Genomic DNA, 22246 nt, shown 5'->3' on the forward strand with positions numbered 1-22246 from the left:
TCATCTGAGATCGAACTTCATCTTACCCATTGCGGTGAGGTATGATACTTCTTCACCCTCTACTATCCTGTCCTTGTATTCGTCAGGAATACTCATTTCAAATGTTGAGAAATCTCCCATGTCCATGAGCTGTGCAACATCGCCTGCAATGGAAAGTACCTGTGCGTTCTTTCTCTCGACGACTGGGACGTAGATCTTATCAGATACAGGACCTACAATTGATCTCTTCTGGTTGTCAAAAAGTCCGATTACATCGATTCTTGCCTTTGCTGAACCGTGTTTACCTGGTTTGGACTTGGATATGCTCTTGATAACGCAGGCCTCGTCGTCTACTATGACGTACTTGCCTTCTTTAAGTTCTTTAACTTCAACTTGTATTTTCACTTAAAATCCTCCATAATCGTAACAATTATTTATGAGCTTAAAAGGTCTAAGGGTATAATTCCTGATGCTATATATGAACTTAACCTTTGATTCCGCATTAATCGGGAGTAATAATAGAGGATTCCATTATATATGTATTTATATCCTCTTCATTCTGCAGAACAGTCATTCTCACATTTTTCTTCGAAAATACCAAGTTCTTTCAGTTTATCCTCTTCAGGTATGCCTTCTGCATTCCATCCTCTGAAGTGGTAATAATCCTGTATGGTCTTTTCAAACTCAGTTCTATCAATGCCACCATCCTCCAAGAATCTTTCAGGAAGTGTGTCCTTCTCCGAAGTGATACCTGCTTTCAGATTGAACCTCCTTTCCATATTGAATATCCTTTCACCAGACCTCAGTAATTCTTCAGCAGAATAGTTCTTTCCGGTTAGATTGTTCAGGAGCGCAGCAAAGTCAACTTCTCCCACCGCAAGCATTGTGAAAGGACACATCACCAGAGAATCAATTACTGCTGTAAGGTCCTGGAAATATAATACAAGAGCAGCTTTTCCATCAAACTTGTTCCTCTCAAGAAGTATGGGTTTTCCCATTATCTCCGGACCTGCCATAAATGCACTTAAATGTGAGCCGCCAGTGTTTGATGTTGCATATGCAATAGCCATGCCTTTGATTTCCCTGGGGTCGTATCCCGGAATATCAAGACCTTTCACTGAAGTATCACATTCCTCTTTTCCGGTTGAATAGAGGTAATCATGTGATCCTTTACACACATAATGTGTTCCTTCTCCGATCTCAATGACAATTTCTTTGATCTCTTCCATTGTGATCCAGGGCTTTATTTCCATATAGGCTGCAATTGCAGCTCCAACAGAGATGGGGTCCAGTCCATAATCAAGGCAGATACCATCAAGTTCTCTGACAAGTCCGATATCATCATTTCCTATGTTCGGTCCGAATGCCCATATTGAATCATAGTCTGGAACAGGTCTCCCATCCTGGTCGGTTCGCTTGCAACCAATGGGACAAGCGTAGCAAGGTGCCTCTTTTAAATGGAATGTATTGTTGAGTTCCTCGCCTGAAAGTTTGTCTGCTTTCTGGAATTTCTTTTCACGGAAGTTCATAGCTGGCAGAGTTCCCATATAATCCAGAAGGTCTGTAATTATGGAGCTGCCATATTTTTTGAGTCCTTTGGAAGCCGGAGGACTCGCAATTAGCAGTTTCTTTGCTTTCTCCACAAGCATTTCAAATTCAGCAGGATTTGCAACCTCTATTTTATTGGTGCCTTTTACAACAATAGCTTTGAGATTCTTTGAACCTGCAACAGCACCATGACCGCCGCGCCCGCTTGAATATATTCTGTCATTAACGATGTTTGCCATGCTGACAAAAGTCTCACCGGCTTTGCCTATACAGGTAACCTTCCCTTTTTCCTCAAGAAGGGATGTTGTTTCAGCAGTGTTCTTTCCCCATAGATATTCGGCATCTAATATTTCCACTTCTTCGTCATAGATGCTGATGTAGACTGGCTTTTCGGCTTTACCTGTTATCACAAGGGCGTCAATGCCTGCAAATTTGAGTTCGGCTCCAAAGTGGCCACCTACATTTGTGCTGAATATTGTTGATGTGAGAGGAGATTTACATGTGATAGAAAAATGTCCGGACATGGGAACTGAGGTTCCTGTGAGAGGTCCGGTGGTAAGTATCAGAGGATTTTCAGGGCTCAGCGGATTAAGTTCAGGGTCGGCAAAGTCCTGCATAAGTCTGCATCCAAGACCACGTCCTCCTATAAATTGCTCAACATACGTATTTTTAGTTTTTGTTTCTATGATCGAGTTGTTGTCCAGGTCAATGATAACTGTTCTTCCCGTCCATCCGTACATGTTTTACCCCATCTGTTTTTCTTCCAACCCACCATCAACCATCTATTATCTTTTTCATCATTTATTTTCTTTTGCAGTTTGCTTCCATTTCAAGCATTCTTCTCTTAAGTTCAACCTTCTCTCCGCAGGTTTCACCACAAAATCCTCCGATCCCGGAAGATGAGACTACACGGTGACAGGGGATGATAACTGGATACGGGTTCCTTGCAACAGCAGAACCTACAGCTCTGGAAGCACCTTCTCTTCCAACCCGAAAGGCAAGTTCCTGATAGGTTACTGTTTCACCATAAGGTATTTTCCTGACTTCCTCGAGGACTTCACGCTGAAATTGTGTGAGCTCTGTAAGATCAACCACGTAGTCTGAAAAATCAATGATCTCTCCGCCAAAATATCGCAGGATTGCCTGGAAGATGGTCATATCACTCATTTTTGCTCTCTCCGTCAGGATCACTGAAAACATCCTTTTCCAGCTTTCTTCTTTGTTTTCTGTACCGGAGCCATCCGGTGCCATGATATGAAACTATAAATACCGCTCCGATCAGCAGAGCCAGAAGAACATAGCGGGTGGAGTTGAAGAGAAGTGGATCAAGATTATCCCGACGGTCATATTTCGGGTACATGATGTCGCTTCTGTCATCGCTGTGTCCAAGTCCTAGCGCATGTCCAATTTCATGTGCGGCTATGTCTTCCATGGAACTGTCTCCATATTGTCTCCATGCATAGCCTTCGTAATTTCCTGCTTCAAGGACAATATCTACTCTTTCAAATTTACCGCTTACGATATATGGTCTTGTAAATCCTGCAATTCCATTTGCTGAGCCTGCATCCTTCTCAAGATTATCCACCCACATTATCAGTATATCAGCGTTATCGGTATCAACTATCTGAAATTCAGGCTGGAATCCTAGCTGTCCGTTCCCTCCTTTTTCCCAGTATTCAAGGGCACTCAGAACGTCTTCTTTGTAACTGGGACTGTAATGTTCCGGTACGTCAGTGTCATCAATATAAACTGTAATAGGGCTGTGGTCCCACGGTTGTGACACTATTGCTGGTTCATTATAATCCGTATGGCGCATACCCTCAAAAGCAAGAGCCAGCAAAACAATAACTATCAGGACTTTTATGATAAGGTTAGTTCTGCTCATTGGTGTTCTGAAATTGTTTCTGTTTGTTTATTAGTTATTTGGCAGTCTGTATTGCTATGAATCTGCAGTAAAGGAGTAAACGTATATTTGATTAATCCTATCACAATTTATGAAAAAACGTGTTGCTGTTGTCTTTGACAGTGCCGGGACACTGTTGCATATGTATCGTGTTGCAAAGGATATGAGTGATGGTTCGGTACTTGAAGATATACAGACAACTCTTTTAGTTGCTGAAAAAGCTAACAGGGCACTTGTGGTCCTGCGTACCCGCTTTGATGATTTATGGCAATGCTCCCATGACCTTGAGCTTCGGGAATTCATAGATATGTACAATATTCCTTTGGGCATAAGTTGTTCAAGCAGCCCTTTCAAACTGGAAGATGTTTACCGTGTCATCCGTGGGAATACTGTAAAAGTGAGGGATATCTATGATGTGGTTTCACACGTGAAGGGCCGCTGTCCTGAAATCTCCTATCTTGCAGCAGGTCTTGTAGTTGATTCCCTGGAATCTCAGGTTCCTTATGTTCTTAGCACAGGCGGAAGGATGTATTCCAGCACCTTAGAGACTATCAATACTGTCAGGGAACTTGGTGTTGATATTTTCATAGCCTCAGGAGATGACGCACAAAACCTGCAGGTTCTAGCATCTTCATTGTCGATCCCTATGAAAGATGTTTTTCCAGTTGCCACAACCCATGATAAAGAGAGGATAGTCAAAAACCTGAAAAATGACCATGATATTGTTGTCATGGTGGGTGATGGGATGAACGATATACTTGCATTAAGGGCAGCTGATATTGGAATTCTGACCTCTCAGCAGGGAGATGAGCGTCCTCAGGTGTTGAAGGATTCTGCGGACATTATCATAGGCAATATCATCGACGTAGTAAACATTATAAAGAATATGGGAGAACTCATCACTTCATAAAATCAGGTAGTGTCTCCTCTTTTTAGAAGTTAACACCGCGAAGCAGATGCGTTATGTTTATGTATTGAGTTCAATAATCCAACAGTTATTCTTTAAAAAGATCGCTAAAAACTTGTTATCAGGTCTGCATGGGTTCCAGCAGAGCTAGTTTTGTGTGTAGTCTGCAAAACCGTTAAGTAATTTGAGTAGATATGCATATCATTATTAGTGAAACAGGACTCCTATGCACCCCTGGGCGGAGGAAATCAAATGGCATTATTCATTGAAGTCAAAAACCTGACACTTGAATTTGATGGTGTCAAAGTTCTCAAAGATATAAACCTGACCATCAACGAGGGAGAAGTTCTCGGTATCCTTGGTAGGAGCGGTTCGGGCAAAACAGTATTGATGCACGTCCTGCGTGGTGTTGAAGAGTACGAAGGTATCAGTGGAGAGGTAATATACCATCTTGCAAGATGTGAAAAGTGCGGACATATGGAACCGCCAAGCAAAGCAGGACAGCAGTGTCCAATGTGTGGTAAAGATACCCTCAAACCTTTCGAAGCTGATTTCATTAAACTTTCCTTGCATGATTCTGACAGACGTGAGATCACCAAGAGGATCGCTATCATGCTCCAGCGTACATTTGCGCTTTATGGTGATGACAGGGTTATAACCAATGTAGTAAATTCACTGACAGAGATCGGTGTTAACAGCGAGACCGCTGTTTCCCGTGCAGTTGAGCTGCTGGAAAAGGTTCAACTCTCACACCGTATGATGCATGTGGCACGTGACCTCAGTGGTGGAGAAAAGCAGAGAGTAGTACTTGCCCGTCAGCTTGTAAGAGATCCGATGCTTCTCATTGCTGATGAGCCAACCGGTACACTTGACCCAAGGACAGCAGAAATAGTCCACGATGTCATTGCAAAGGCAGTAAAGGACTATAACATGACAATGGTCATTACTTCCCACTGGTCTGAAGTAGTTGAAGACCTTGCGGACAAAGCTATCATTCTTGAAGATGGTGCAATCGTCAAGGAAGGCGCACCTTCTGAAGTTGCAAAAGAGTTCATGCAGATGATCTGCACTGTGGAAAAGAAGTGTGACGTTGTTGTAGGTGACCCTCTTATCAAGGTGGATAATCTTGTGAAGAAGTATATTTCTGTAAGCAGAGGTGTTGTTTACGCCGTTAACGATATTTCCTTTGATGTAAAAGAAGGAGAGATATTCGGCCTTGCAGGTACAAGCGGTGCCGGAAAGACAACTACATCAGAAGTCCTTATGGGTATCGTGCAGCCAACCAGTGGTGACATACAGGTACGCGTCGGTGAGGAATGGGTGGATATGAGAAAACCCGGACCTGAATGCAGAGGACGTGCTGTAAAGTACATGGGTATTCTGCACCAGGAATATGGTCTTTACATACACAGGACTATCATTGACAACCTTACTGAATCCATAGGAATTGACCTTCCATACGAGCTTGCTGTCAGAAAAGCTATCAATACCCTGATAGCGACCGGATTTACTGAAGAGAAGGCAAAATCTATATTATCAAAGATGTCAGATGAGATTAGTGAAGGTGAAAGGCACAGGGTTGCACTTGCCCAGATCCTGATGAAGGAACCTAATATCATCATAATGGACGAACCAACGGGAACAATGGACCCGTTCACAAAGAAAGAGGTCACAAAATCCATTCTGGAAGCACGTGAGAAAATGGGTGACACATTCGTCATCGTATCACATGATATGGACTTCCTGGAAGAGATCTGTGATCGTGTAGCTCTTATGAGGCATGGCAAGATCGTCAGTGTAGGGGAACCAAAGACCGTTCTGGCAGAGCTTACCGAACAAGAGCGTCTGGAAGCAGCAGAGACATGATATTTTAGACATATACGGAGGAGTTTGGCACGAGTGGCGAAATAACGGTAGAGATCAACGGACAGGAACTGAAATTACCCGAAAGTTCAACCCTTGAGGACGCCATCAAGGTGTCAAACGCCCCTTACAAAAAGGGTACAGCAATTGGTATTCTTATAGAAAAGGAAGATCAGAGGTCACAGGCTTCAAAGGAATATCTTGTGAAGACCTCAAAAGGTGAGTTTAAAATAGAACTCCTCAATGAAGTCTCTCCCTCTTCTAAACGCTGGATCTCTCTTTTTAAAGACCTTACAGAACTTCCTGTGCGCTGGACAAACAAGGATGTTCTTGCTTTTGGTCCTTTCAGTACTGATATGGAACCTGCACGTGAGAATTCCGATATGGAAAGGTTCACAATGCTTTTTGGTGCAGGTGGTGGCGATGCTGCGAATACCCACCTTATCGTGAGTAAAACACGTCACTCCGCAGAATATGGTGCACCTGAAGAAGGTGTGTTTGCAAGGCTGATAAGCGGAAAACATGTAATTTCAGACCTTGACAGGGGTGACAGGATATTATCTGTCGAACCGGTTGTCGAATGGGAAAAAGTAGGAGAGCACATCTCTACCACAGACCTTTCAACAAAACTTCAAGAGGGTTATCGCATTTTCACTTACATAAAGATTGAAATAGACTCTCTTGCTCCCGAAGGTGCAGAGTTCTTCTTTGCAGTAACAAGGGATGGAACATTCCATATTGATTATCTTTCAACTTCATTTATATCCGATCACCGTTTCCAGGGTGAATTGGTAACTTACGAGAATTTTGAGGCACGCTCAACAGGTTCAGTGTTTGTGAGAACCGTGGGATACGGTGCCGGAAAACTCTTTATTTCAACCGATGCCCGCACCTCATCTATTATGCATTCTGTAATAGGTCATGTTGTGCAGGGAATTGAGCTTGCAAGGATTGCAGAAAAAGGCCAGAAGGTCATGCTCGAGTCCGTTCCTGACCAGATAATGCTTCTTGGAATGACCAATGCAGAGGCAGAAGCGGAAATGGCACGGCAGGATATTGAGATTACCAGGGACGGCTACACTGGTGATGATGGATTTATTGTAAAACAGTCTCCATCAACTACTATTGAGATCCTGTATGAAAAGAAAGTAACAGTGCAGGGCGTTGACCCTGAGATGCTTGTAAAGATAGAGCTTTATGATGATCTTGCCCCAAAGACCCTTGATTTCTTCAGGCATGCAGTGGGTCTTCAGTACGACCCTGTAGGTCTACTTCCTGTGATGATGACCTACGAGAACACCTATATCTTCAAGGCTGAAAAGCCAGCGGAATCCTATAAGGAGATCTTCCCGGAGAACACTCCTGCAAAGACAATTGCAGGTGAGATAGGTGTTACAAATCAGGCTGCAAAGAGAGCTGGAATGATAGGTGTGAAGTTAGCTGATGATGACCTGTTCGGTCCGACCGGCGAGAGACTTGGAAACACCAACATTATCGGAAAGATACTGGACCCTGAGAAACTCAAACATTTCAAGGATGGCGACCTAATGTATGTCTTAGAGAGCAGCAAGGAGGAATGAGAATGGCTGAAGAGAACAATGATGTCATAACAAAACTTGTTGTCACAAGTTCTGACACTGTGCTGCCTATCGATGCTGCCATGAAGATATATGAATCCAGTACTGATATCGTCATCAAGGAAACATGTTTCGGGACAATGGTCACAGGTCCGAGAGAGGCTGTGAATAAAGTAGTAAAAGAGATCGTAGATCTTGATAAGAATCATATTTTCGTAAAAGAGAGAGGTTTCCCTCCTGGTGATGACAGGCGTTGCCGTGCTTCACGTGGAGGCGGTTCAAGGCCAGGTTTCTATTTCCTCAAGGAAGAGGCAATGATGCTTCCGATGATAGGCAAGGCGCTTGACAAATACGATAAGCATGTTCCGCTTAAAGAGATAGAACACAAGAAAAAACTTGAAGTTAAAGATCTTCAGGATATAGTTGAATCCAGCTTATGAGGCAATACCATGGCTAAAGTTATCATATACCCTACAAACAGTCTGATCCTTTCTGACCTGGTGCAGAGGTTCGGTCACACACCACTGGCAATGATGGAAAAGATAAAGGAAAAGGTCACGACCGTTGGTGTTGATTCACCACCTATGAATATTACAGCAGAGGAACCAAAGCACGGTCTGAAGTATGCAGCTGTTGAAGTTCCTGCAGGTGTCAGAGGCAGGATGGCTATAGTAGGCCCGATGATCGAAGAGGCTGAGGCCGGTATCATTGTAGGGGAATCTCCAATGGCCTTTGGTTGCATGGGATGTGCCCGTACAAACGAACTTACCAAGTATCTTATCAGAAGCCGTGAAATGCCACTTCTGGAACTGGAATTCCCAAAAGATGATGATGAAGGCCAGGAATTTGTGTACAGGATCGCAGAGTTTTTGAAATCACTTGATGAAGTCAAAGGAGAATCAGAGGAGGCAACAGAATGAATGATGAAGCTGTTGTAAAAGTGGCACTTGTATCGTGTGGTTCCGAATACGCAGGTGTGCACGGGGAACTGGAATCTGTGGCTTCAAGTGTTAATGCCAAACTTGTCTATCCTGAAATTGAGATTGACATACTGGATGATATTGGCAAGGATTTTGGTATTGAGGCTGCCAGTCCTGATCTTCGCCTGATGATGGCAAGGTCAAAGGCTGTTGTGGAAGGTCTCTCTGATGTAGATGGTGTTTTTATCACCTCATGTTTCAGATGTGCAGAAGCGGCGATTGTCAGAAATGAAGTCCGTCGTTACATCAATAAACATTCTGAGCTTCCGGTTATCAGTTATTCATTTACAGAGCGTACAACTGCAGCAACACTGCTGACACGTATGGAAGCTCTCACAACTATCGCAAGGCGCAGGCATCTGCTTGCAAGAGAAAAGCAGAGTGGTCTCACCGCAGGAATTGACTCCGGTTCCACGACCACAAAAGCTGTTATAATGAGGGACAATGAGATCATAGGTTCCGGTTGGGTACCGACCATCAAGGTAATTGACAGCGCCACAGAGGCTTTCAATCAGGCACTTGAAGAGGCCGGTGTCAAGCAGGAGGATATTCAGGCGATCGGCACTACAGGCTACGGACGTTTCCTTATCGGTGAACACTTTGGTGCCAAACTCATACAGGAAGAGATCACTGTCAACTCAAAGGGTGCTGTTTATCTTGCTGATACCCAGAAAGGTCATGCAACTGTAATTGATATCGGTGGTATGGACAACAAGGCAATATCTGTTGATGATGGTATTCCCGGAATGTTTACCATGGGAGGTATCTGTGCAGGTGCATCAGGCCGTTTCCTTGATATGACTGCAAAGAGGCTTGGTGTCGATATTACAGAACTGGGTGCCCTTGCAGTTAAGGGTATGGAACAGAATGTCGATATGAACAGTTACTGTATCGTTTTCGGTATTCAGTCACTTGTCAACTCACTTGCAAAGGGTTCAACACCTGAGGATGTTGCAGCAGCAGCATGCCACAGTGTCGTTGAGCAGATATTCGAACAGCAGCTTCAGGAAGTCGATGTAAAGGAGCCACTTATCCTTGTAGGAGGTTCATCCCTTATCGAAGGAGTTCCAAAAGCTCTTGGTGAACTGCTGCATATCAATGTCCTTGTACCACCGAACTCTCACCTTATCGGTGCTGTAGGAAGTGCTTTACTGGCTTCAGGATACGTGGAGGAGTAATTCTATGGAACCTCTTGAGACTTTCATTGTAGAGTCCACGGTACCGGAAGAGGGCGATGCCTACAAGAGCATAGTTGCGGACATAATCACTGAACTGGTACTTGGCGGTGCTATCGGAAGAATAAAAGTGAGAGTAAGACCAGAGGATTCTCTTTTCCTTATGGCTATAATCCTTAGAGGCAGCCAGCCAACTGTTAAAGTATCTGATATGGGCAGTGTTGATGTTACAAATCATATTACTAAGGAAATAACCATTTCAATTGAACAGGAAAAATACCTTCCTCAATTGCTTGAACAGCTCTGGGCGAAATACGGACGTACAGGTGTGCGCCAGCCAGAAAGGAAGACTCTTATCCTGACAGCAGAGAATCTGGATGAAGAAGTGGAATACCTGAGGAATCTTGTTGTTGCAGACCCCCAGAAGACACTTCAGTCCAGACTTGTTGAAATGGCTATCCGCGCAACACCTGAAGGGTTCAGGGTACGTTATCACTCAATGGACAAGCATGTCTTTGTTTTTGCTGCGACCGAGGATATTCTCAAGAAAGAGTGGATACAGGAAGCGCAGGATATTGCAACGGAACTTCAGGAGGATGAATAATGGCAGCAGTTCTTGAACCTTATATTTATGTGGGTGGAATTCACCAGCACACTCTCATCACCGAACTTCTGGAAGACCTTGGAGGATATCTTATTCAGAAAGTTCCTGCAGCCACTGAAGTTACTCTTGTGATGCTCATTCCCAGAGAGGATGTTCATCTAATTGAAGAACTTGGAAAGAAACTTCTTGGCAAGCTGGAACGTGCTCCTCTTACCGGAACTGAGATAGCTGTAGTTTCTCCTACTCTTGCTTCTCATCACCTTCCACACTCTGCATGTGATGTTGCGGAATTCATGCGCAGAGGTGGTGCAAACACCAATATGATCGGTCTTGCAAGGGGTATGGGCAGACGAGTATCACTTTCTGATAACTACGAGAGGAAGCTCATTAATGAGCATGATCTTGCTGTATTCTCATTCGGCACTTTTGCTGATTGTATCAAGAACAAGAAACCAAAGCTTCTTGAAGGTGTGACAGTCCCGAAGATCGTTGCAGGAGGCCCTCTTAACGTAAAGACTGAAGAAGTCGCTGGTGCCGATCTCTATGTTGGCGGTATCGGCAGGGTTGCCCATCGTATGAGAAAGCCAGGAGAGCTCAGTTCACTTGATGTTTTGCTCGAGAAGGTTGTGGAAGTTGTGGAGAAGATGCGTGAGGACCTTGCAAAAGATCCGCTTGCAGTGCTTCCTCCAAGGGTGATGAAAGAGATTCATGAACAGATACCAGAGATATTTGATGTATTCTCTCCAGCACCGGTGACACTTCAGCTTGATGGCTTGCGTGTGAAACTTCCCTATGATGAGTTCCATGAGCGTGTAGAGAATCTTGAATTTGATGAAGGGGTCAGGCTTTCAGATATGGCAGTTATCACAAAATCCCGGATGAAAAATTATATATTGGTCAAGATCAAACGTGAATCTGAGGTTGGATTCACGGCGTAAATATAGTTTAAAACAGTGAAAGTTATCCGGGGTTATTATGGAACTTGAAAAAATCAAAGAGCTTCTTGACAAAGAGCCAGAGGAGGCTGTAGAAGAAATTCTGGCGGACGTCGAGAAAAGATATGGAGAAATTCCTTATATTACTAATTTTATGAAGGATATGCCGGAAATTTTCATATCAAGAATGATCTACGAGAACAGTGTTATGCGTGAATTCAAACGCATGGATCCTAAGACCGTGGAACTTATCAGCATTGCAGTGGCATCGGCACTTCGTTGTGAGCACTGCCTGAAGACCCATGTAAGGGTTGCAAAAAGGCTTGGTGTCTCAAAAGAGGAGATATTCGATTCAGTCCTCATAGCCAGCAGTGTATCAACAGCAGCTGTCCTTGCAGAAGGTACTCGTTCAGTTGATTCTGTTTTTACTGACGAGGAACAGGGTATTACTTCATCTTCAAACTGTTCTATTTGTAATATAAATTCAGAACTTCCTGAGGAAGACTGAATTATTTTCTTTTCTGAAGGTAAGTGTAAAAGGAATTAGTAGAGTGGTGCCCCACTGAGCAGCACTCCTGCTAAATATCCTAAAATGACTCCGCTGTTGAGGAATGGAAGGCCGGCCTGTGGTTTTCCCTTCATGACAAGTATGCTCAGAGCCATAAATCCGATAACAGTTCCTATCATTGCACCGAGGGCGGGATAGGATATGAATCCAATTGATGCAATGGTGGCTTTCTGAACAAGGAAAACATTTGCTGAAACTACCAGGATCGTTGGCATTATTGCATCCCCAAGTCCCATGAAGAATGCTTCCTTTTCCTTTCCTTCCTCCTTTTTGAGTGAATCCTCAATAAATGAGTATCTCAGATGTTTTGGGATTACAAAGAGAATTGGAAGATGGAGGTCCATTACTCCTTCTGCAAGGTCTATCATGTGCTTTGTCTTGTAAACGGATATTGCGTCATAGACTGCAAGCAGTGTCAGAAGAACAATTACCGGCAGGATTGACAGTGATATTCCAAATATTGCACTGGCTCCGGCTCCAATGATAAGTCCTACGATGTCAATGATGTACCATTCCGGGAATTTGTAGAGCAGTACTGTGAGTATGGCAGCTACAAGAATGGATACAATGTTGTTTGTCATTATTGATATGTCAACAAGTGAAAGTAGTGCATAGAATACATAATACATGGTGGCACCAACAGCGAGCAGAATTACTAACTGTATTACCCATTCCATATTCTTTTTAATAGCCAGCAGCAAGAAGCCAGTAAATACAAGGATCACACCTATGTAATAAATACTGTTAGCAGTCGAGTCCGGGTTTTCAAAAGCCTGCATATCATTTGCATTCATCGGCGCAGCCAGAAGCAGTGCCGTGATCTGTACCACAAGTATGATGCCCACCATAACAAGCATTGGGGCATAATCTTTGATTACCGTCTTTTCAGAACTCAACTCAGCAACTCCAAATATATAAATCTATGAATATTATTTAATTATGTATAGTAAATACTCTGTTCAGTATTTAAGTAATTCTCTTTATAAAAAATAGAGTTAAATAATATAAATAGCAAAAAAGCCCATATTAATAATGAGGGAACAGAATGGAAACCAGAGATATATTATTCTCAGTTGTAATGGTTGTGTCTTCTTTTGTACTTACATACGAATGGCTTGGTAGATTTAAATACAGTCCTGCAAATGCTTTGATCATACTGGCTGCTATGGTAATGGTTGGTGCACTGGCTGCTATGATCCTCTCTGTGGATATGCGCCTGCGTAGGATCGATAATATGCTTGAAGCAAAGGAGCGATCTTTAAGGATCAATGTTCAGAGTGTAGAAAATAACCTTGATTCACGTATGAATGAAGTTCTCATCAAGATGGACGACGTAATTGATTCAATTGACAGGCGAAGATACAGATAAATCACTTATTTATAATCATTTTTGATGACAAAATGCCATTCTAAGTTCCGAAAACCATATTAACTAGATTGTAGTAGATTGATGAGATATATTTTCTATCTATAAGAGGTGCGTATATGCGCATTAATTTAGAACCGATTGGTATTATCAAAAAAGCGGGAAAATGTTCTGAGATTCTAATCTACTCTGACTTTGAGCAGCTCGTGAAGAACATGATGTCAAAGTTAGGTAAGAGCGAGACCGATCAACATAGTCTAGTGGTGGTACATAAAAACAGAGACTCTAATGATCTCCACCAGGTACAGATTACTAAAACACAACTGATTGACAGGGTAGGAAATATCCTTAAAGTCGGAAAGATCGATGCAAATGATGATTCTGTTATCGATGTACGACTGGAATGCAATGGATTTATAACAACTGAAGCCTGAAAGGTTTCAATATCAAAATAATACGATTCTCTATGGGTGTTGATATAGGAGAACTCCTAAAAAGGAGTACGATCGAAGTATCTGACCTTTCTTTGAACGTTGTGGCGATAGACGCCTTTAATACACTTTATCAATTCTTAAGTATCATCCGGCAGAGAGATGGAACTCCCCTGAAAGATTCACAGGGAAATGTCACATCACACCTGTCCGGCATTCTTTACAGGATGACCAACATAGTTGAAGCCGGAGTGAAACCTGTTTTTGTTTTCGATGGCAAGCCACCTGAGTTCAAATCATCGACTATTCAAAAGCGTACTGAAAGACGCGAAAAAGCAAAAGCCAATTATGAACTGGCTAAAGAAGAAGGCTTCGCAGAAGAAGCATACAAATACGCTCAGGCATCTGCCAGAGTTGATGCAACAATTGTTGAGGATTCAAAGAAACTGCTAAGTGCAATGGGTATTCCTTATGTGGATGCCCCATCAGAAGGAGAAGCACAGGCAGCCTATATGGTGAAAAAGGGAGATGCTGACAGGATAGCATCACAGGATTATGATTCTTTACTTTTCGGTTCCCCAAAAGTTGTCAGGAACCTGACAGTTTCAGGTAAGAGAAAACTCCCAAAGAAGAGCATCTACGTGGATGTCAAACCTGAACTAATTGACCTTAAAGAGAATCTGGATGAACTGGGAATTAACCAGTCACAGCTTATTGATATTGCTCTTTGTGTTGGAACTGATTATAATGACGGTATTGAGGGCATCGGTCCAAAGACAGCTCTCAAGCTGGTAAAAGAACACGGCAGCATAGAAAGCATTCTTCAGGAAAAAGGTCTGGAAATAGAGACTCTTGAAGGGATCAAAGAGTTTTTCAACTCTCCTCCAGTCACCGATAATTATTCTCTCAAATGGAAAAAACCGGATTCATCAGCAGTAATATCTTTCCTCTGCACAGAACATGATTTCTCAGAGGACAGGGTTACAAAAGCTCTGGAACGCCTCGAAGCTTCATCAGGAAGCGGCCAGAGCACCCTTGATAAATGGTTCTAGATCCAGATTCCATAACACAATTTCAGCTCAGTTTTTAGATTTAATTGCTTTTAGTGATAAGTGAAACTCCTGTCATCTCGGCAGGCTGTTCTATCTTCATTATCTCAAGCATCGTTGGTGCAAGGTCAGAAAGCTTTCCATCATGCACATTAGCTCCTTCAGGACCATTTACAAGAAGGCATCTCACAGGATTTGATGTGTGTGCAGTATGTGGTTTGCCAGTTTCATAATCGATCATCTTTTCAGCATTACCGTGGTCTGCTGTTATGAGTGCAGTTCCACCTTTATCAAGGAGTGAATCGATGATCTTGCCAACACATTCATCAACAGCCTCGCTTGCTTTGATAGCTGCATCCACGATTCCCGTGTGACCAACCATATCCATGTTAGCAAAATTGAGAATAATAGCATCATACTTGCCGGACCGAATTCTTTCCACAAGCTGCTCTGTGACTTCATACGCACTCATCTCAGGTTTCAGGTCATATGTTGCCACATCCGGTGAAGATACAAGACACCTGTCCTCTCCTTCATTCTCCTTTTCCACACCACCATTAAAGAAGAATGTAACATGAGCATACTTTTCAGTTTCAGCTATACGAAGCTGCTTTTTATGATTCTTGCTAAGGACTTCTCCCAGGGTATTGGTGATGGTTTCCGGTGGGAATGCTATTGGAACATCCAGCTTCTCATCGTATTCAGCCATGCATACATAGTGAACCTGTGGTCTAACTTTTCTCTCAAAACCATCAAAATCATCGTTCACAAATGCATAAGTCATCTGTCTTGCCCTGTCAGGACGGAAGTTGAAAAAGATAACTGAGTCTCCGTCTTTTACGGTTGCTACGGGTTTACCATCAGCATCTGTTATGACAGTGGGCTTTACAAATTCATCATTCTCGCCTCTCTCATAAGCCTGACTCACGGCTGAAACTGCATCTTCTGCAAGGATACCTTCACCAAGTGTGAGCGCATCATATGCCAGTTTTGTACGCTCCCAGCGCTTGTCACGGTCCATTGCATAATACCTGCCGCTTACAGTTGCAGTTTTTGCAATGCCTGTGCTTTTGCAGAATTCCTCATGAGCTTTCATGTCATCAAGCGCAGTCTGTGGTGGCACGTCCCTGCCATCAAGGAATGTGTGTATGTAAACTCTTTCAACACCTTCTGCTTTTGCCATTTTCACAAGTGCCCTCATATGGTCCATGTGACTGTGCACGCCTCCGTATGAGAATAGTCCCATAAGGTGCAGTGCTGAGTTGTTCTTCTTTACATTTTCCATGGCTTCAAGAAATACCTGGTTTTTGAAAAAGGAACCTTCTTTTATGTCTTTATTAATGCGTGTAAGGTCCTGGTAGATTATCCTGCCGGCACCTATGTTGAGGTGTCCAACCTCTGAGTTTCCCATCTGTCCTTCAGGAAGTCCAACACCTTCACCTGAAACCTGTAATAAGCATGATGGATATTTTTCTACAAGTGAATCAAGCACCGGGGTGTTTGCAGCCATTACTGCATTTCCTTTTTCTTCGGTGGTGTAACCCCAGCCATCAAGTATCATAAGTAAAAGTGGTCCGTTCTCGTATGACATGAATTCTGAATTGTTCCGATGCCTTTTAAATGCATTGTATCGGTCAATCAGGAACCACTTTCAAGCCTTGTGAGAATCTTAAATTCCCTCAGCACCAACACAAATGTAAGCATGAATGACAGGCTGTCTGATAGTGGAAACGCCAGCCACACACCTGTAAGCTGGAAGAAATGTGGAAGGATTATCACCAGTGGTATGAGGAACAATAGTTGTCTACTCATTGCAAGGATGAAAGATGGTAAAGCTTTTCCAATGGCCTGGTAAAGTGATGAGCCAACAACCTGGAATCCCACAAGCGGAAGTGCAAGTATCATTATTCTTGTGGCAGATGCTCCCGAGGATATCAGTTGCTCGTCTGATGTGAAAATGCCAAAGAGCTGTCCCGGGAATGCAAGGAGCACAATAAAACCAGCAATCGCCATTGTAGTAGTTACCATCATGGAGAGTTTTACAGATTCCATTACCCTGGAAAAGTTCCTGGCTCCATAGTTGAAGCCGACAATTGGCTGGAGTCCCTGAACGATACCGTACATTGGCATGAATGTGAACATAAAAAGACGGTTAACAACTCCAAAGATTGCAATTGCAACATCTCCTCCTCCATATATCAGGAGTATATTGTTCAGTACGATTACAACAAGACTACTGGATGCGTTTCTTGCAAGTGGTCCCATTCCGATAGAAATGCTCTCATAGGCAATATCCAGTCTTGGTCTGAGATTCTTCAAATGGAAACGAAGGCTGGAGTTTCCGGAAGCGAAATACCATATAAGAAAGAGTGCTCCGGTTGCCTGTGCAATAATTGTTGCAATGGCCGCACCTTTTACACCAAGTCCGAAAGCATGCAGATATAGTGGCTGGATGACGATTCCCAATTTATCTGCAAGGAAATTGAATTCAACGTATCCTGATTTGAAAATGAACAAAGGATCAAGAATGACATTAACAAGTGCTGAGATCAGCATTGTGTACATTGCAACCCTGGCATTCCCTTCTGAACGCACGACATTGTTCATGGCAAGCGCGAACATGAAAAAAACTGACCCATCTAGTATAACGGTCATGTATTCGGTTGCATAGGGGAGAATAGTGTCTGTTGCTCCGAACAGTTTCAGAAGTGGTGTAAGAAAAATGCTGCCTGCAATGATGATGAATGCACTCATGATGAGGACAAGTGACAGTACGTTTCCCATCACATTCTCTGCTCTGTCCTGATTCCCTTCACCAATACTGCGTGATATCATGGAAGCTCCACCAATACCAATGGCGAGTGAAATAGCCATGATCATCATCATTATCGGGAAAGCTATGGATATTCCGGCAATTCCATGAACGCTGTTCTCACCGAGGGCCTGACCTACAAAAACAGTGTCCACAATGTTGTACAGGGCCTGTACCAGCATTCCCACTGTGGCAGGTGCGGATAATTTGAAAAGGAGTTTGCCTATTTTTTCATCAGCTAAGAGTTTACTTCTTTCGTGCAATTAGTATGCCTTCTTTCCTGAATAGGGATGCAACTATAGATAGAATAGGTGTATTTATCCCTTTTCTTCCGTTTTTTCTGCAAATTATGATTGTGATTTCTTGAGAAGATGCTTCTTACTTTGTTTATGCGGTCCTTATGTGTTTGAGCATAAGGTTGAACATAAGCAAGAGGTTACTTTCAAAGAAAATGATGTCACAATCGCTTCTGTCCCTTTTATTAGCCCTGAGCAATGTGAATTCCAGATCCTTCTCTGCTTCCATACGTATTCTGAAAAAAGGATCAAGGCTTTCTTTTCTCTCAGATGCTATTGTTCTTGCAACTGAAAATGGGTCCAGGTACTTATTGACCCAGCAGTTGAGTTCCCGGCTGTATCCTGTAGAAAGAGCCATGTTATTTATTCTGTTCAAAGCTGTACGCTTATTGTCTTCATAGTACTCGATCCAATCCGACATGTTCTTTCCCCTGTAATTTTTCCCAAATATTTTCCCAAACATTGAACTCAATCCTGTGATTTTGTTCAACAATAATATTGTCTCAAAAATAATATTTATATTTATCTGTTTTCTTTATTTGTATACCCTTATTTTTAGTTCCACGACACCTTTTTATCCTAATATCCACACCATTTAAACGGGAGTTAAAAATGGCAGATTCTATTGAAAAGTCAGAAGATCAGTGGAAAGACATACTAACAAAAGACCAGTTCATCGTTCTGCGTCAGAAAGGCACAGAAGCTCCTTTTACCGGGAAATATTACGCAAACAAGGAAAAAGGAATTTATCTTTGTGCAGCCTGCGGTCAGCAATTGTTCAGTTCGGATGCAAAATATGATTCAGGTACAGGCTGGCCAAGTTTTTTCAAACCGATTACCGAGGATAAAGTCTCATTGAAAGAGGACCACAGTCATTTCATGGAAAGGACTGAGGTTGTTTGCAGTCGTTGCGGAAGTCATCTTGGTCATGTCTTTGATGACGGACCGGAGCCCACCGGTAAAAGATACTGTATGAATTCCATTTCACTGGACTTTAAAAAAGAGGAGTAAAGTAGTAATCAGAGGTAATACCTCTGATCAGTTGACCGTGACCCTAAGGGTCATGTCAGGATAGTCTACAACACTGAAAGTGTAAGTTCCGCTTTCGGTGAAAGTGTAGGAATAGGCATCATTGGAGTCCATTTCCTGATTCTCAAAAAGCCCGTCATCACTTACAAGTGTGTATGTTCCCTGTGGCTTGTAGTTCCTCCATGCTATTGAGTCGCCTCTGTTAATCTCAAGTTCAGCAGGCTTCATTGCACCATAATATTCCATTCTGACCGCATAGTCTTTGCCTTCAGACATAGGTGTTGTATCTTCTACAACATCTTCGGTTGTAGTTGTTTCTTCTACAGTTTTTTCATCGGTTGCAGTATCATCTGCATTGTCAGCACATCCACTGACAAACACACCTGCAATCATAAGTATTGTAATAAATATCAGCCATTTTTTTGTCATATTATACCACCCGATTTCTGAGTTTTAGTTCTACGAAAAAACCGTTTTTCTCTGGCAATGATCCCATGTACCATTCCCGGTAAATTTATACGGCTTATAGTGAAATAAAGGCTATGGAAACATCCTTTATAATTCTTATGTATTTGCTGCTGGTAAATACCATTGGATTTTACCTTATGTGGGCTGACAAAAGAAAAGCAAAAAAGAGTGCATTCAGGATCCCTGAAAAAACCCTGTTCATGGTTGCAATAATAGGCGGCAGCATCGGCTCCATTGCAGGAATGTATCGTTTCCGCCATAAGACGAAACATTCTTCTTTTACGATAGGAATGCCACTTATACTACTGATTCAGATCTATATTTTAATACGGTTTCTGCTGCCGTTATATGCTTTAAGCTGAGACGTAAGTTCAGAAATTCAGTCTTTCCATCTCTTTAAGGACTTCAGGACTGAGATTTGTGAAACTCTGTATACCATTGGTCCAGGCTGCTATCATCATGACATCCTTTATTTCCTGTGCGGTAACGCCATATTTCTTAAGTCTCTGAAGGATCTTTACAGCACTTTTTGTTTTCTGGTTTGAGCATGCGATCGCAAATACCAGAAGATGTTTCTGTTTCTTGGAAAGACCCCCTTCTTTTTCATCCCAGACTGAACTATATAATCCGGCTACAGCTTCTGAGAAATTATCGTCCATTTTTTTTGCATAGGTCACAGCCCTTGGCTGGAATCCTTTCACATCTTTTGCTTCCTTTATTTCATCTGGCATTTGTTCTTCCCTTCTTTTGCATTTTTGTATTTTTTGTTGATACTTATCATTTGAAATTTGGCAGGAAATGATTTAATGCTTTCTTTGCCCTTTCTTTAATGTGCAGCACAAAAGGAGTTTTCCGGATATTTCTGAAAAAGGTGTGTACTGCCTTATATTCAAAAACGGGAATTGTGTTCTTCACGCAGGTCGCCTTAAAAACATCGAGTTTTCAAAGGGCTACCATGTATATGTCGGTTCTGCACTTGGTAGTGGAGGTCTCAAAAGGCTGAAAAGACATGTGCTGCTCTCGTTAGAGAAAAACAAGAAACCACGCTGGCATGTGGATTATCTTTCGGTTTCAGAGGAATTTGAACTTATATCTACAGTGTATGCGATTGCTGACAAACCGGTTGAATGCGAACTGGCAGAAAAAATGGAATCTAGCTTTACTTATCGGATCCGTGGTTTTGGAGCAGGTGATTGCAACTGTTCTTCTCACCTTTTTTACAGTAAAACACGTCCTTTGCATTTGATAAAGGATGCATTTAACTCAACCGGATTGAAATTTAAAGTTGCTCATTTTGATTAGCCTACTCTGCAATTTAGAAATAAAAACGGAAAACTTTTAATTCAGTTGCAGAGTAAATTCCACTATGTCTCTTGAAAATTACGGGATATTAAAAGGGAAGCCAAAAGACTGGAAAAAAGGCAAGGGCAAAAATGCTCATTACCAGATACTTGTTGACGATGGAAAGAACGAGCATCGTGTAGCTGTAAATGTCAATTCCAGGGTGGCTCCGTCTGAGTTGCTTTATTTCGTTGATGATAACTTCAGTCATCCTATGATCGAAAAGCTTCCTCAACTTGAAACGGGTTACAGGAATGTAGACCGTTCATCAAGAGACCTGCGTCTTGATTACGTTCGCGGAGGACTTTTTGATACATCAAAAATGGTTCCTCTGGAATGTGATATTCCCGGTCCGTCCAATGACCTTAATGAACTTATCCAGAAGTATGTTGAGAAAGCTGCAGATATGAATGGCGGCATGATCTATGCTTTCGGGGAAAGATGGGGTCCGGAAACATTTTTACCTGACAGCTTCTTTGGTTTCAGACCCGGTAGCGGCATACATGATATTCACATGAACCAGGGCAATTCTGAGAAATGGGAGTATGATGATGCACCGTATCAGGACGGTGGTCTGCTTATCCATTTGCCAGAAGAGAACCGATGGGTTGCTATTTTCCTGGCTTTCCAGTCACAGTGTTTTAACACTGATGATATTACCGGACACTGTTTGCCCGATGTTCCTGTGCAAAAAGTCCCCGAAACCTCTTCCCAGACATGTGAGGTAGAAGTATCAGAGTCCATAGAGGCCGGTTCTGTAATTATAGTAGGAGCACTGATAAATCCTGATGGAGTAGATTCAGGCAAAGAGTCTGTGACACTCTTCAACGCTTCGCCAAAATCAGTTGACCTTGCCGGTTGGTCAATTAAAGATGCAGCAGGTCGCAAGTCACATCTTAAAGGTGAGATTCGTGCAGGTTCAGGAACGAGAATATTGCTCTCCGGGAAAGGAGTAATTCTTTCCAACAGTGGTGGTTCTATCAGCCTTTTTGATGATCAGGGAAAGCTCATGCATGAAGTGAAGTACAGCAGCAGAGAAGTCAGGTCCGGCTGGACCATTGTATTTTGACCTTTGCTGTCTTTATCCACTTTTCTATCGAACCCATCTCAAAACTATAAATACTACTTCTTTTAATTTTATTATGGGGATATGAATGGAATTCAGAGAAATCTCTGATGAACAATGGAAGTTTATTAAGCCACGTTTACCACCTCAACCCATTACAGGGAGAAAGAGGGCTGATGACCGCAAGGTCATCAATGGCATACTCTTTGTCCTGATAACTGGTTGCAGGTGGGGAGATATGCCAGTAATTTATGGATCCAGGGCAACTGCCTGGAGACGGCTGAAATGGTGGTCAGAAGAAGGGGTATGGAATAAGATTATGGAATCCCTTCGGGATTCTGCTTACCAG

27 protein-coding genes are annotated in these 22246 nt (G+C 42.6%); 17 read left to right on the forward strand and 10 right to left on the reverse strand.

The genetic code is table 11. The annotated features are described in order from the left end of the window. The 4 genes from BLP52_RS10840 to BLP52_RS10855 all read right to left on the reverse strand — a co-directional run bounded on the left by BLP52_RS10840 (position 1) and on the right by BLP52_RS10855 (position 3412). A complete protein-coding gene (locus BLP52_RS10840) occupies positions 1-384 on the reverse strand; it encodes a translation initiation factor IF-5A (RefSeq protein WP_091710497.1) in 384 nt (127 codons plus the stop codon). A 149-nt stretch (positions 385-533) separates the two neighbouring features. Further along, positions 534-2267 carry an aldehyde ferredoxin oxidoreductase family protein gene (locus BLP52_RS10845; protein ID WP_091710498.1) on the reverse strand — a complete coding sequence of 578 codons (1734 nt, stop codon included), beginning with the start codon at positions 2265-2267 and terminating at the stop codon, positions 534-536. 61 nt (positions 2268-2328) lie between these two features. Next, on the reverse strand, positions 2329-2694 hold the full coding sequence (locus tag BLP52_RS10850; RefSeq protein WP_091710499.1) for a methylated-DNA--[protein]-cysteine S-methyltransferase: 366 nt from the start codon (positions 2692-2694) through the stop codon (positions 2329-2331). Continuing rightward, on the reverse strand, positions 2687-3412 hold the full coding sequence (locus BLP52_RS10855; RefSeq protein ID WP_091710500.1) for a matrixin family metalloprotease: 726 nt from the start codon (positions 3410-3412) through the stop codon (positions 2687-2689). Before BLP52_RS10855 ends, BLP52_RS10850 begins: the two co-directional genes overlap by 8 nt. Before the next feature lie 109 nt (positions 3413-3521). Between BLP52_RS10855 and BLP52_RS10860 the strand changes: the two genes are divergently transcribed. The 9 genes from BLP52_RS10860 (at position 3522) to BLP52_RS10900 (ending at position 11979) form a co-directional block, all read left to right on the forward strand. After that, positions 3522-4340, forward strand: coding sequence for an HAD family hydrolase (locus BLP52_RS10860; RefSeq protein ID WP_091710501.1), 819 nt, complete (start codon positions 3522-3524; stop codon positions 4338-4340). A 249-nt stretch (positions 4341-4589) separates the two neighbouring features. Next, entirely contained in the window at positions 4590-6203 is a 1614-nt protein-coding gene (gene atwA / locus BLP52_RS10865) for a methyl coenzyme M reductase system, component A2 (RefSeq protein ID WP_091710502.1), read from the forward strand. Between the two features lie 68 nt (positions 6204-6271). Beyond that, a complete protein-coding gene (gene mmp3 / locus BLP52_RS10870) occupies positions 6272-7780 on the forward strand; it encodes a methyl-coenzyme M reductase-associated protein Mmp3 (RefSeq protein ID WP_338011380.1) in 1509 nt (502 codons plus the stop codon). 2 nt (positions 7781-7782) lie between these two features. Beyond that, positions 7783-8217: a methanogenesis marker 6 protein gene (locus BLP52_RS10875; protein ID WP_091710504.1), complete on the forward strand. Its 435-nt coding sequence runs from the start codon at positions 7783-7785 to the stop codon at positions 8215-8217. Positions 8218-8226: 9 nt separating this feature from the next. Next, entirely contained in the window at positions 8227-8697 is a 471-nt protein-coding gene (locus BLP52_RS10880; protein ID WP_091710505.1) for a methanogenesis marker 5 protein, read from the forward strand. Continuing rightward, complete coding sequence (locus BLP52_RS10885; protein WP_091710506.1) at positions 8694-9935, forward strand: methanogenesis marker 15 protein; 1242 nt, start codon at positions 8694-8696, stop codon at positions 9933-9935. The genes BLP52_RS10880 and BLP52_RS10885 overlap by 4 nt, the downstream gene beginning before the upstream one ends. A gap of 4 nt (positions 9936-9939) precedes the next feature. Beyond that, positions 9940-10536 carry a methanogenesis marker 17 protein gene (locus tag BLP52_RS10890; RefSeq protein ID WP_091710507.1) on the forward strand — a complete coding sequence of 199 codons (597 nt, stop codon included), beginning with the start codon at positions 9940-9942 and terminating at the stop codon, positions 10534-10536. Then, positions 10536-11474, forward strand: a complete 939-nt coding sequence (locus BLP52_RS10895) for a methanogenesis marker 7 protein (RefSeq protein ID WP_091710508.1) — start codon at positions 10536-10538, stop codon at positions 11472-11474. The genes BLP52_RS10890 and BLP52_RS10895 overlap by 1 nt, the downstream gene beginning before the upstream one ends. A gap of 37 nt (positions 11475-11511) precedes the next feature. Further along, positions 11512-11979, forward strand: coding sequence for a carboxymuconolactone decarboxylase family protein (locus tag BLP52_RS10900; RefSeq protein ID WP_091710509.1), 468 nt, complete (start codon positions 11512-11514; stop codon positions 11977-11979). A gap of 35 nt (positions 11980-12014) precedes the next feature. On the opposite strand, the gene BLP52_RS10905 is transcribed toward BLP52_RS10900, so the two are convergent. Then, positions 12015-12935, reverse strand: a complete 921-nt coding sequence (locus tag BLP52_RS10905) for a presenilin family intramembrane aspartyl protease PSH (RefSeq protein ID WP_091710510.1) — start codon at positions 12933-12935, stop codon at positions 12015-12017. Positions 12936-13084: 149 nt separating this feature from the next. Between BLP52_RS10905 and BLP52_RS10910 the strand changes: the two genes are divergently transcribed. From BLP52_RS10910 to fen, 3 genes are all read left to right on the forward strand, one after another. Then, positions 13085-13408 (forward strand): hypothetical protein, encoded by a 324-nt coding sequence (locus BLP52_RS10910; RefSeq protein WP_091710511.1) that lies wholly within the window; start codon positions 13085-13087, stop codon positions 13406-13408. A 116-nt stretch (positions 13409-13524) separates the two neighbouring features. Further along, positions 13525-13839, forward strand: a complete 315-nt coding sequence (locus BLP52_RS10915; RefSeq protein WP_091710512.1) for a hypothetical protein — start codon at positions 13525-13527, stop codon at positions 13837-13839. Between the two features lie 32 nt (positions 13840-13871). Beyond that, complete coding sequence (gene fen, locus BLP52_RS10920; protein ID WP_091710513.1) at positions 13872-14888, forward strand: flap endonuclease-1; 1017 nt, start codon at positions 13872-13874, stop codon at positions 14886-14888. A gap of 40 nt (positions 14889-14928) precedes the next feature. Here fen and gpmI read toward each other — a convergent pair whose 3' ends face one another. The 3 genes from gpmI to BLP52_RS10935 form a co-directional block, all read right to left on the reverse strand. After that, positions 14929-16476, reverse strand: a complete 1548-nt coding sequence (gpmI, locus tag BLP52_RS10925) for a 2,3-bisphosphoglycerate-independent phosphoglycerate mutase (RefSeq protein WP_091710514.1) — start codon at positions 16474-16476, stop codon at positions 14929-14931. A 47-nt stretch (positions 16477-16523) separates the two neighbouring features. Beyond that, a complete protein-coding gene (locus tag BLP52_RS10930) occupies positions 16524-17960 on the reverse strand; it encodes an MATE family efflux transporter (protein WP_091710515.1) in 1437 nt (478 codons plus the stop codon). A gap of 124 nt (positions 17961-18084) precedes the next feature. Further along, positions 18085-18414 (reverse strand): hypothetical protein, encoded by a 330-nt coding sequence (locus BLP52_RS10935; RefSeq protein WP_154717855.1) that lies wholly within the window; start codon positions 18412-18414, stop codon positions 18085-18087. Positions 18415-18605: 191 nt separating this feature from the next. On the opposite strand from BLP52_RS10935, the gene msrB reads away from it, so the two are divergent. Continuing rightward, the gene (gene msrB / locus BLP52_RS10940; protein ID WP_091710517.1) at positions 18606-19004 is read left to right on the forward strand and encodes a peptide-methionine (R)-S-oxide reductase MsrB; all 399 of its coding nucleotides are present in this window, start codon (positions 18606-18608) and stop codon (positions 19002-19004) included. A 27-nt stretch (positions 19005-19031) separates the two neighbouring features. Here msrB and BLP52_RS10945 read toward each other — a convergent pair whose 3' ends face one another. Further along, on the reverse strand, positions 19032-19451 hold the full coding sequence (locus BLP52_RS10945; RefSeq protein WP_091710518.1) for a cupredoxin domain-containing protein: 420 nt from the start codon (positions 19449-19451) through the stop codon (positions 19032-19034). 113 nt (positions 19452-19564) lie between these two features. Between BLP52_RS10945 and BLP52_RS10950 the strand changes: the two genes are divergently transcribed. After that, entirely contained in the window at positions 19565-19852 is a 288-nt protein-coding gene (locus BLP52_RS10950) for a DUF1294 domain-containing protein (protein ID WP_091710519.1), read from the forward strand. 9 nt (positions 19853-19861) lie between these two features. Here the strand turns inward: BLP52_RS10950 and BLP52_RS10955 are convergent, their stop codons facing one another. Beyond that, a complete protein-coding gene (locus BLP52_RS10955) occupies positions 19862-20221 on the reverse strand; it encodes a carboxymuconolactone decarboxylase family protein (RefSeq protein ID WP_091710520.1) in 360 nt (119 codons plus the stop codon). 100 nt (positions 20222-20321) lie between these two features. Here BLP52_RS10955 and BLP52_RS10960 point away from each other — a divergent pair, with 100 nt between their 5' ends. From BLP52_RS10960 to BLP52_RS10970, 3 genes are all read left to right on the forward strand, one after another. After that, positions 20322-20792 carry a GIY-YIG nuclease family protein gene (locus BLP52_RS10960; protein WP_091710521.1) on the forward strand — a complete coding sequence of 157 codons (471 nt, stop codon included), beginning with the start codon at positions 20322-20324 and terminating at the stop codon, positions 20790-20792. 64 nt (positions 20793-20856) lie between these two features. Continuing rightward, positions 20857-21900, forward strand: a complete 1044-nt coding sequence (locus BLP52_RS10965) for a DUF2278 family protein (protein WP_091710522.1) — start codon at positions 20857-20859, stop codon at positions 21898-21900. A gap of 85 nt (positions 21901-21985) precedes the next feature. Continuing rightward, positions 21986-22246 (forward strand): transposase (locus tag BLP52_RS10970; protein WP_154717856.1); only part of this gene is annotated, 261 nt, incomplete at its 3' end.

This window comes from Methanolobus vulcani (genome assembly GCF_900100715.1).
Classification (GTDB): Archaea; Halobacteriota; Methanosarcinia; order Methanosarcinales; family Methanosarcinaceae; genus Methanolobus; species Methanolobus vulcani.

Coding starts and splice junctions, on each gene's coding strand:
- BLP52_RS10845 (WP_091710498.1), bottom strand. CDS start 2,267: ATGTACGGATGGACGGGAAGAACAGTTATCATTGACCTGGACAACAAC.
- BLP52_RS10850 (WP_091710499.1), bottom strand. CDS start 2,694: ATGAGTGATATGACCATCTTCCAGGCAATCCTGCGATATTTTGGCGGA.
- BLP52_RS10855 (WP_091710500.1), bottom strand. CDS start 3,412: ATGAGCAGAACTAACCTTATCATAAAAGTCCTGATAGTTATTGTTTTG.
- BLP52_RS10860 (WP_091710501.1), top strand. CDS start 3,522: ATGAAAAAACGTGTTGCTGTTGTCTTTGACAGTGCCGGGACACTGTTG.
- atwA (WP_091710502.1), top strand. CDS start 4,590: ATGGCATTATTCATTGAAGTCAAAAACCTGACACTTGAATTTGATGGT.
- BLP52_RS10875 (WP_091710504.1), top strand. CDS start 7,783: ATGGCTGAAGAGAACAATGATGTCATAACAAAACTTGTTGTCACAAGT.
- BLP52_RS10880 (WP_091710505.1), top strand. CDS start 8,227: ATGGCTAAAGTTATCATATACCCTACAAACAGTCTGATCCTTTCTGAC.
- BLP52_RS10885 (WP_091710506.1), top strand. CDS start 8,694: ATGAATGATGAAGCTGTTGTAAAAGTGGCACTTGTATCGTGTGGTTCC.
- BLP52_RS10890 (WP_091710507.1), top strand. CDS start 9,940: ATGGAACCTCTTGAGACTTTCATTGTAGAGTCCACGGTACCGGAAGAG.
- BLP52_RS10895 (WP_091710508.1), top strand. CDS start 10,536: ATGGCAGCAGTTCTTGAACCTTATATTTATGTGGGTGGAATTCACCAG.
- BLP52_RS10900 (WP_091710509.1), top strand. CDS start 11,512: ATGGAACTTGAAAAAATCAAAGAGCTTCTTGACAAAGAGCCAGAGGAG.
- BLP52_RS10910 (WP_091710511.1), top strand. CDS start 13,085: ATGGAAACCAGAGATATATTATTCTCAGTTGTAATGGTTGTGTCTTCT.
- BLP52_RS10915 (WP_091710512.1), top strand. CDS start 13,525: ATGCGCATTAATTTAGAACCGATTGGTATTATCAAAAAAGCGGGAAAA.
- fen (WP_091710513.1), top strand. CDS start 13,872: ATGGGTGTTGATATAGGAGAACTCCTAAAAAGGAGTACGATCGAAGTA.
- gpmI (WP_091710514.1), bottom strand. CDS start 16,476: ATGTCATACGAGAACGGACCACTTTTACTTATGATACTTGATGGCTGG.
- BLP52_RS10935 (WP_154717855.1), bottom strand. CDS start 18,414: ATGTCGGATTGGATCGAGTACTATGAAGACAATAAGCGTACAGCTTTG.
- msrB (WP_091710517.1), top strand. CDS start 18,606: ATGGCAGATTCTATTGAAAAGTCAGAAGATCAGTGGAAAGACATACTA.
- BLP52_RS10945 (WP_091710518.1), bottom strand. CDS start 19,451: ATGACAAAAAAATGGCTGATATTTATTACAATACTTATGATTGCAGGT.
- BLP52_RS10950 (WP_091710519.1), top strand. CDS start 19,565: ATGGAAACATCCTTTATAATTCTTATGTATTTGCTGCTGGTAAATACC.
- BLP52_RS10955 (WP_091710520.1), bottom strand. CDS start 20,221: ATGCCAGATGAAATAAAGGAAGCAAAAGATGTGAAAGGATTCCAGCCA.
- BLP52_RS10965 (WP_091710522.1), top strand. CDS start 20,857: ATGTCTCTTGAAAATTACGGGATATTAAAAGGGAAGCCAAAAGACTGG.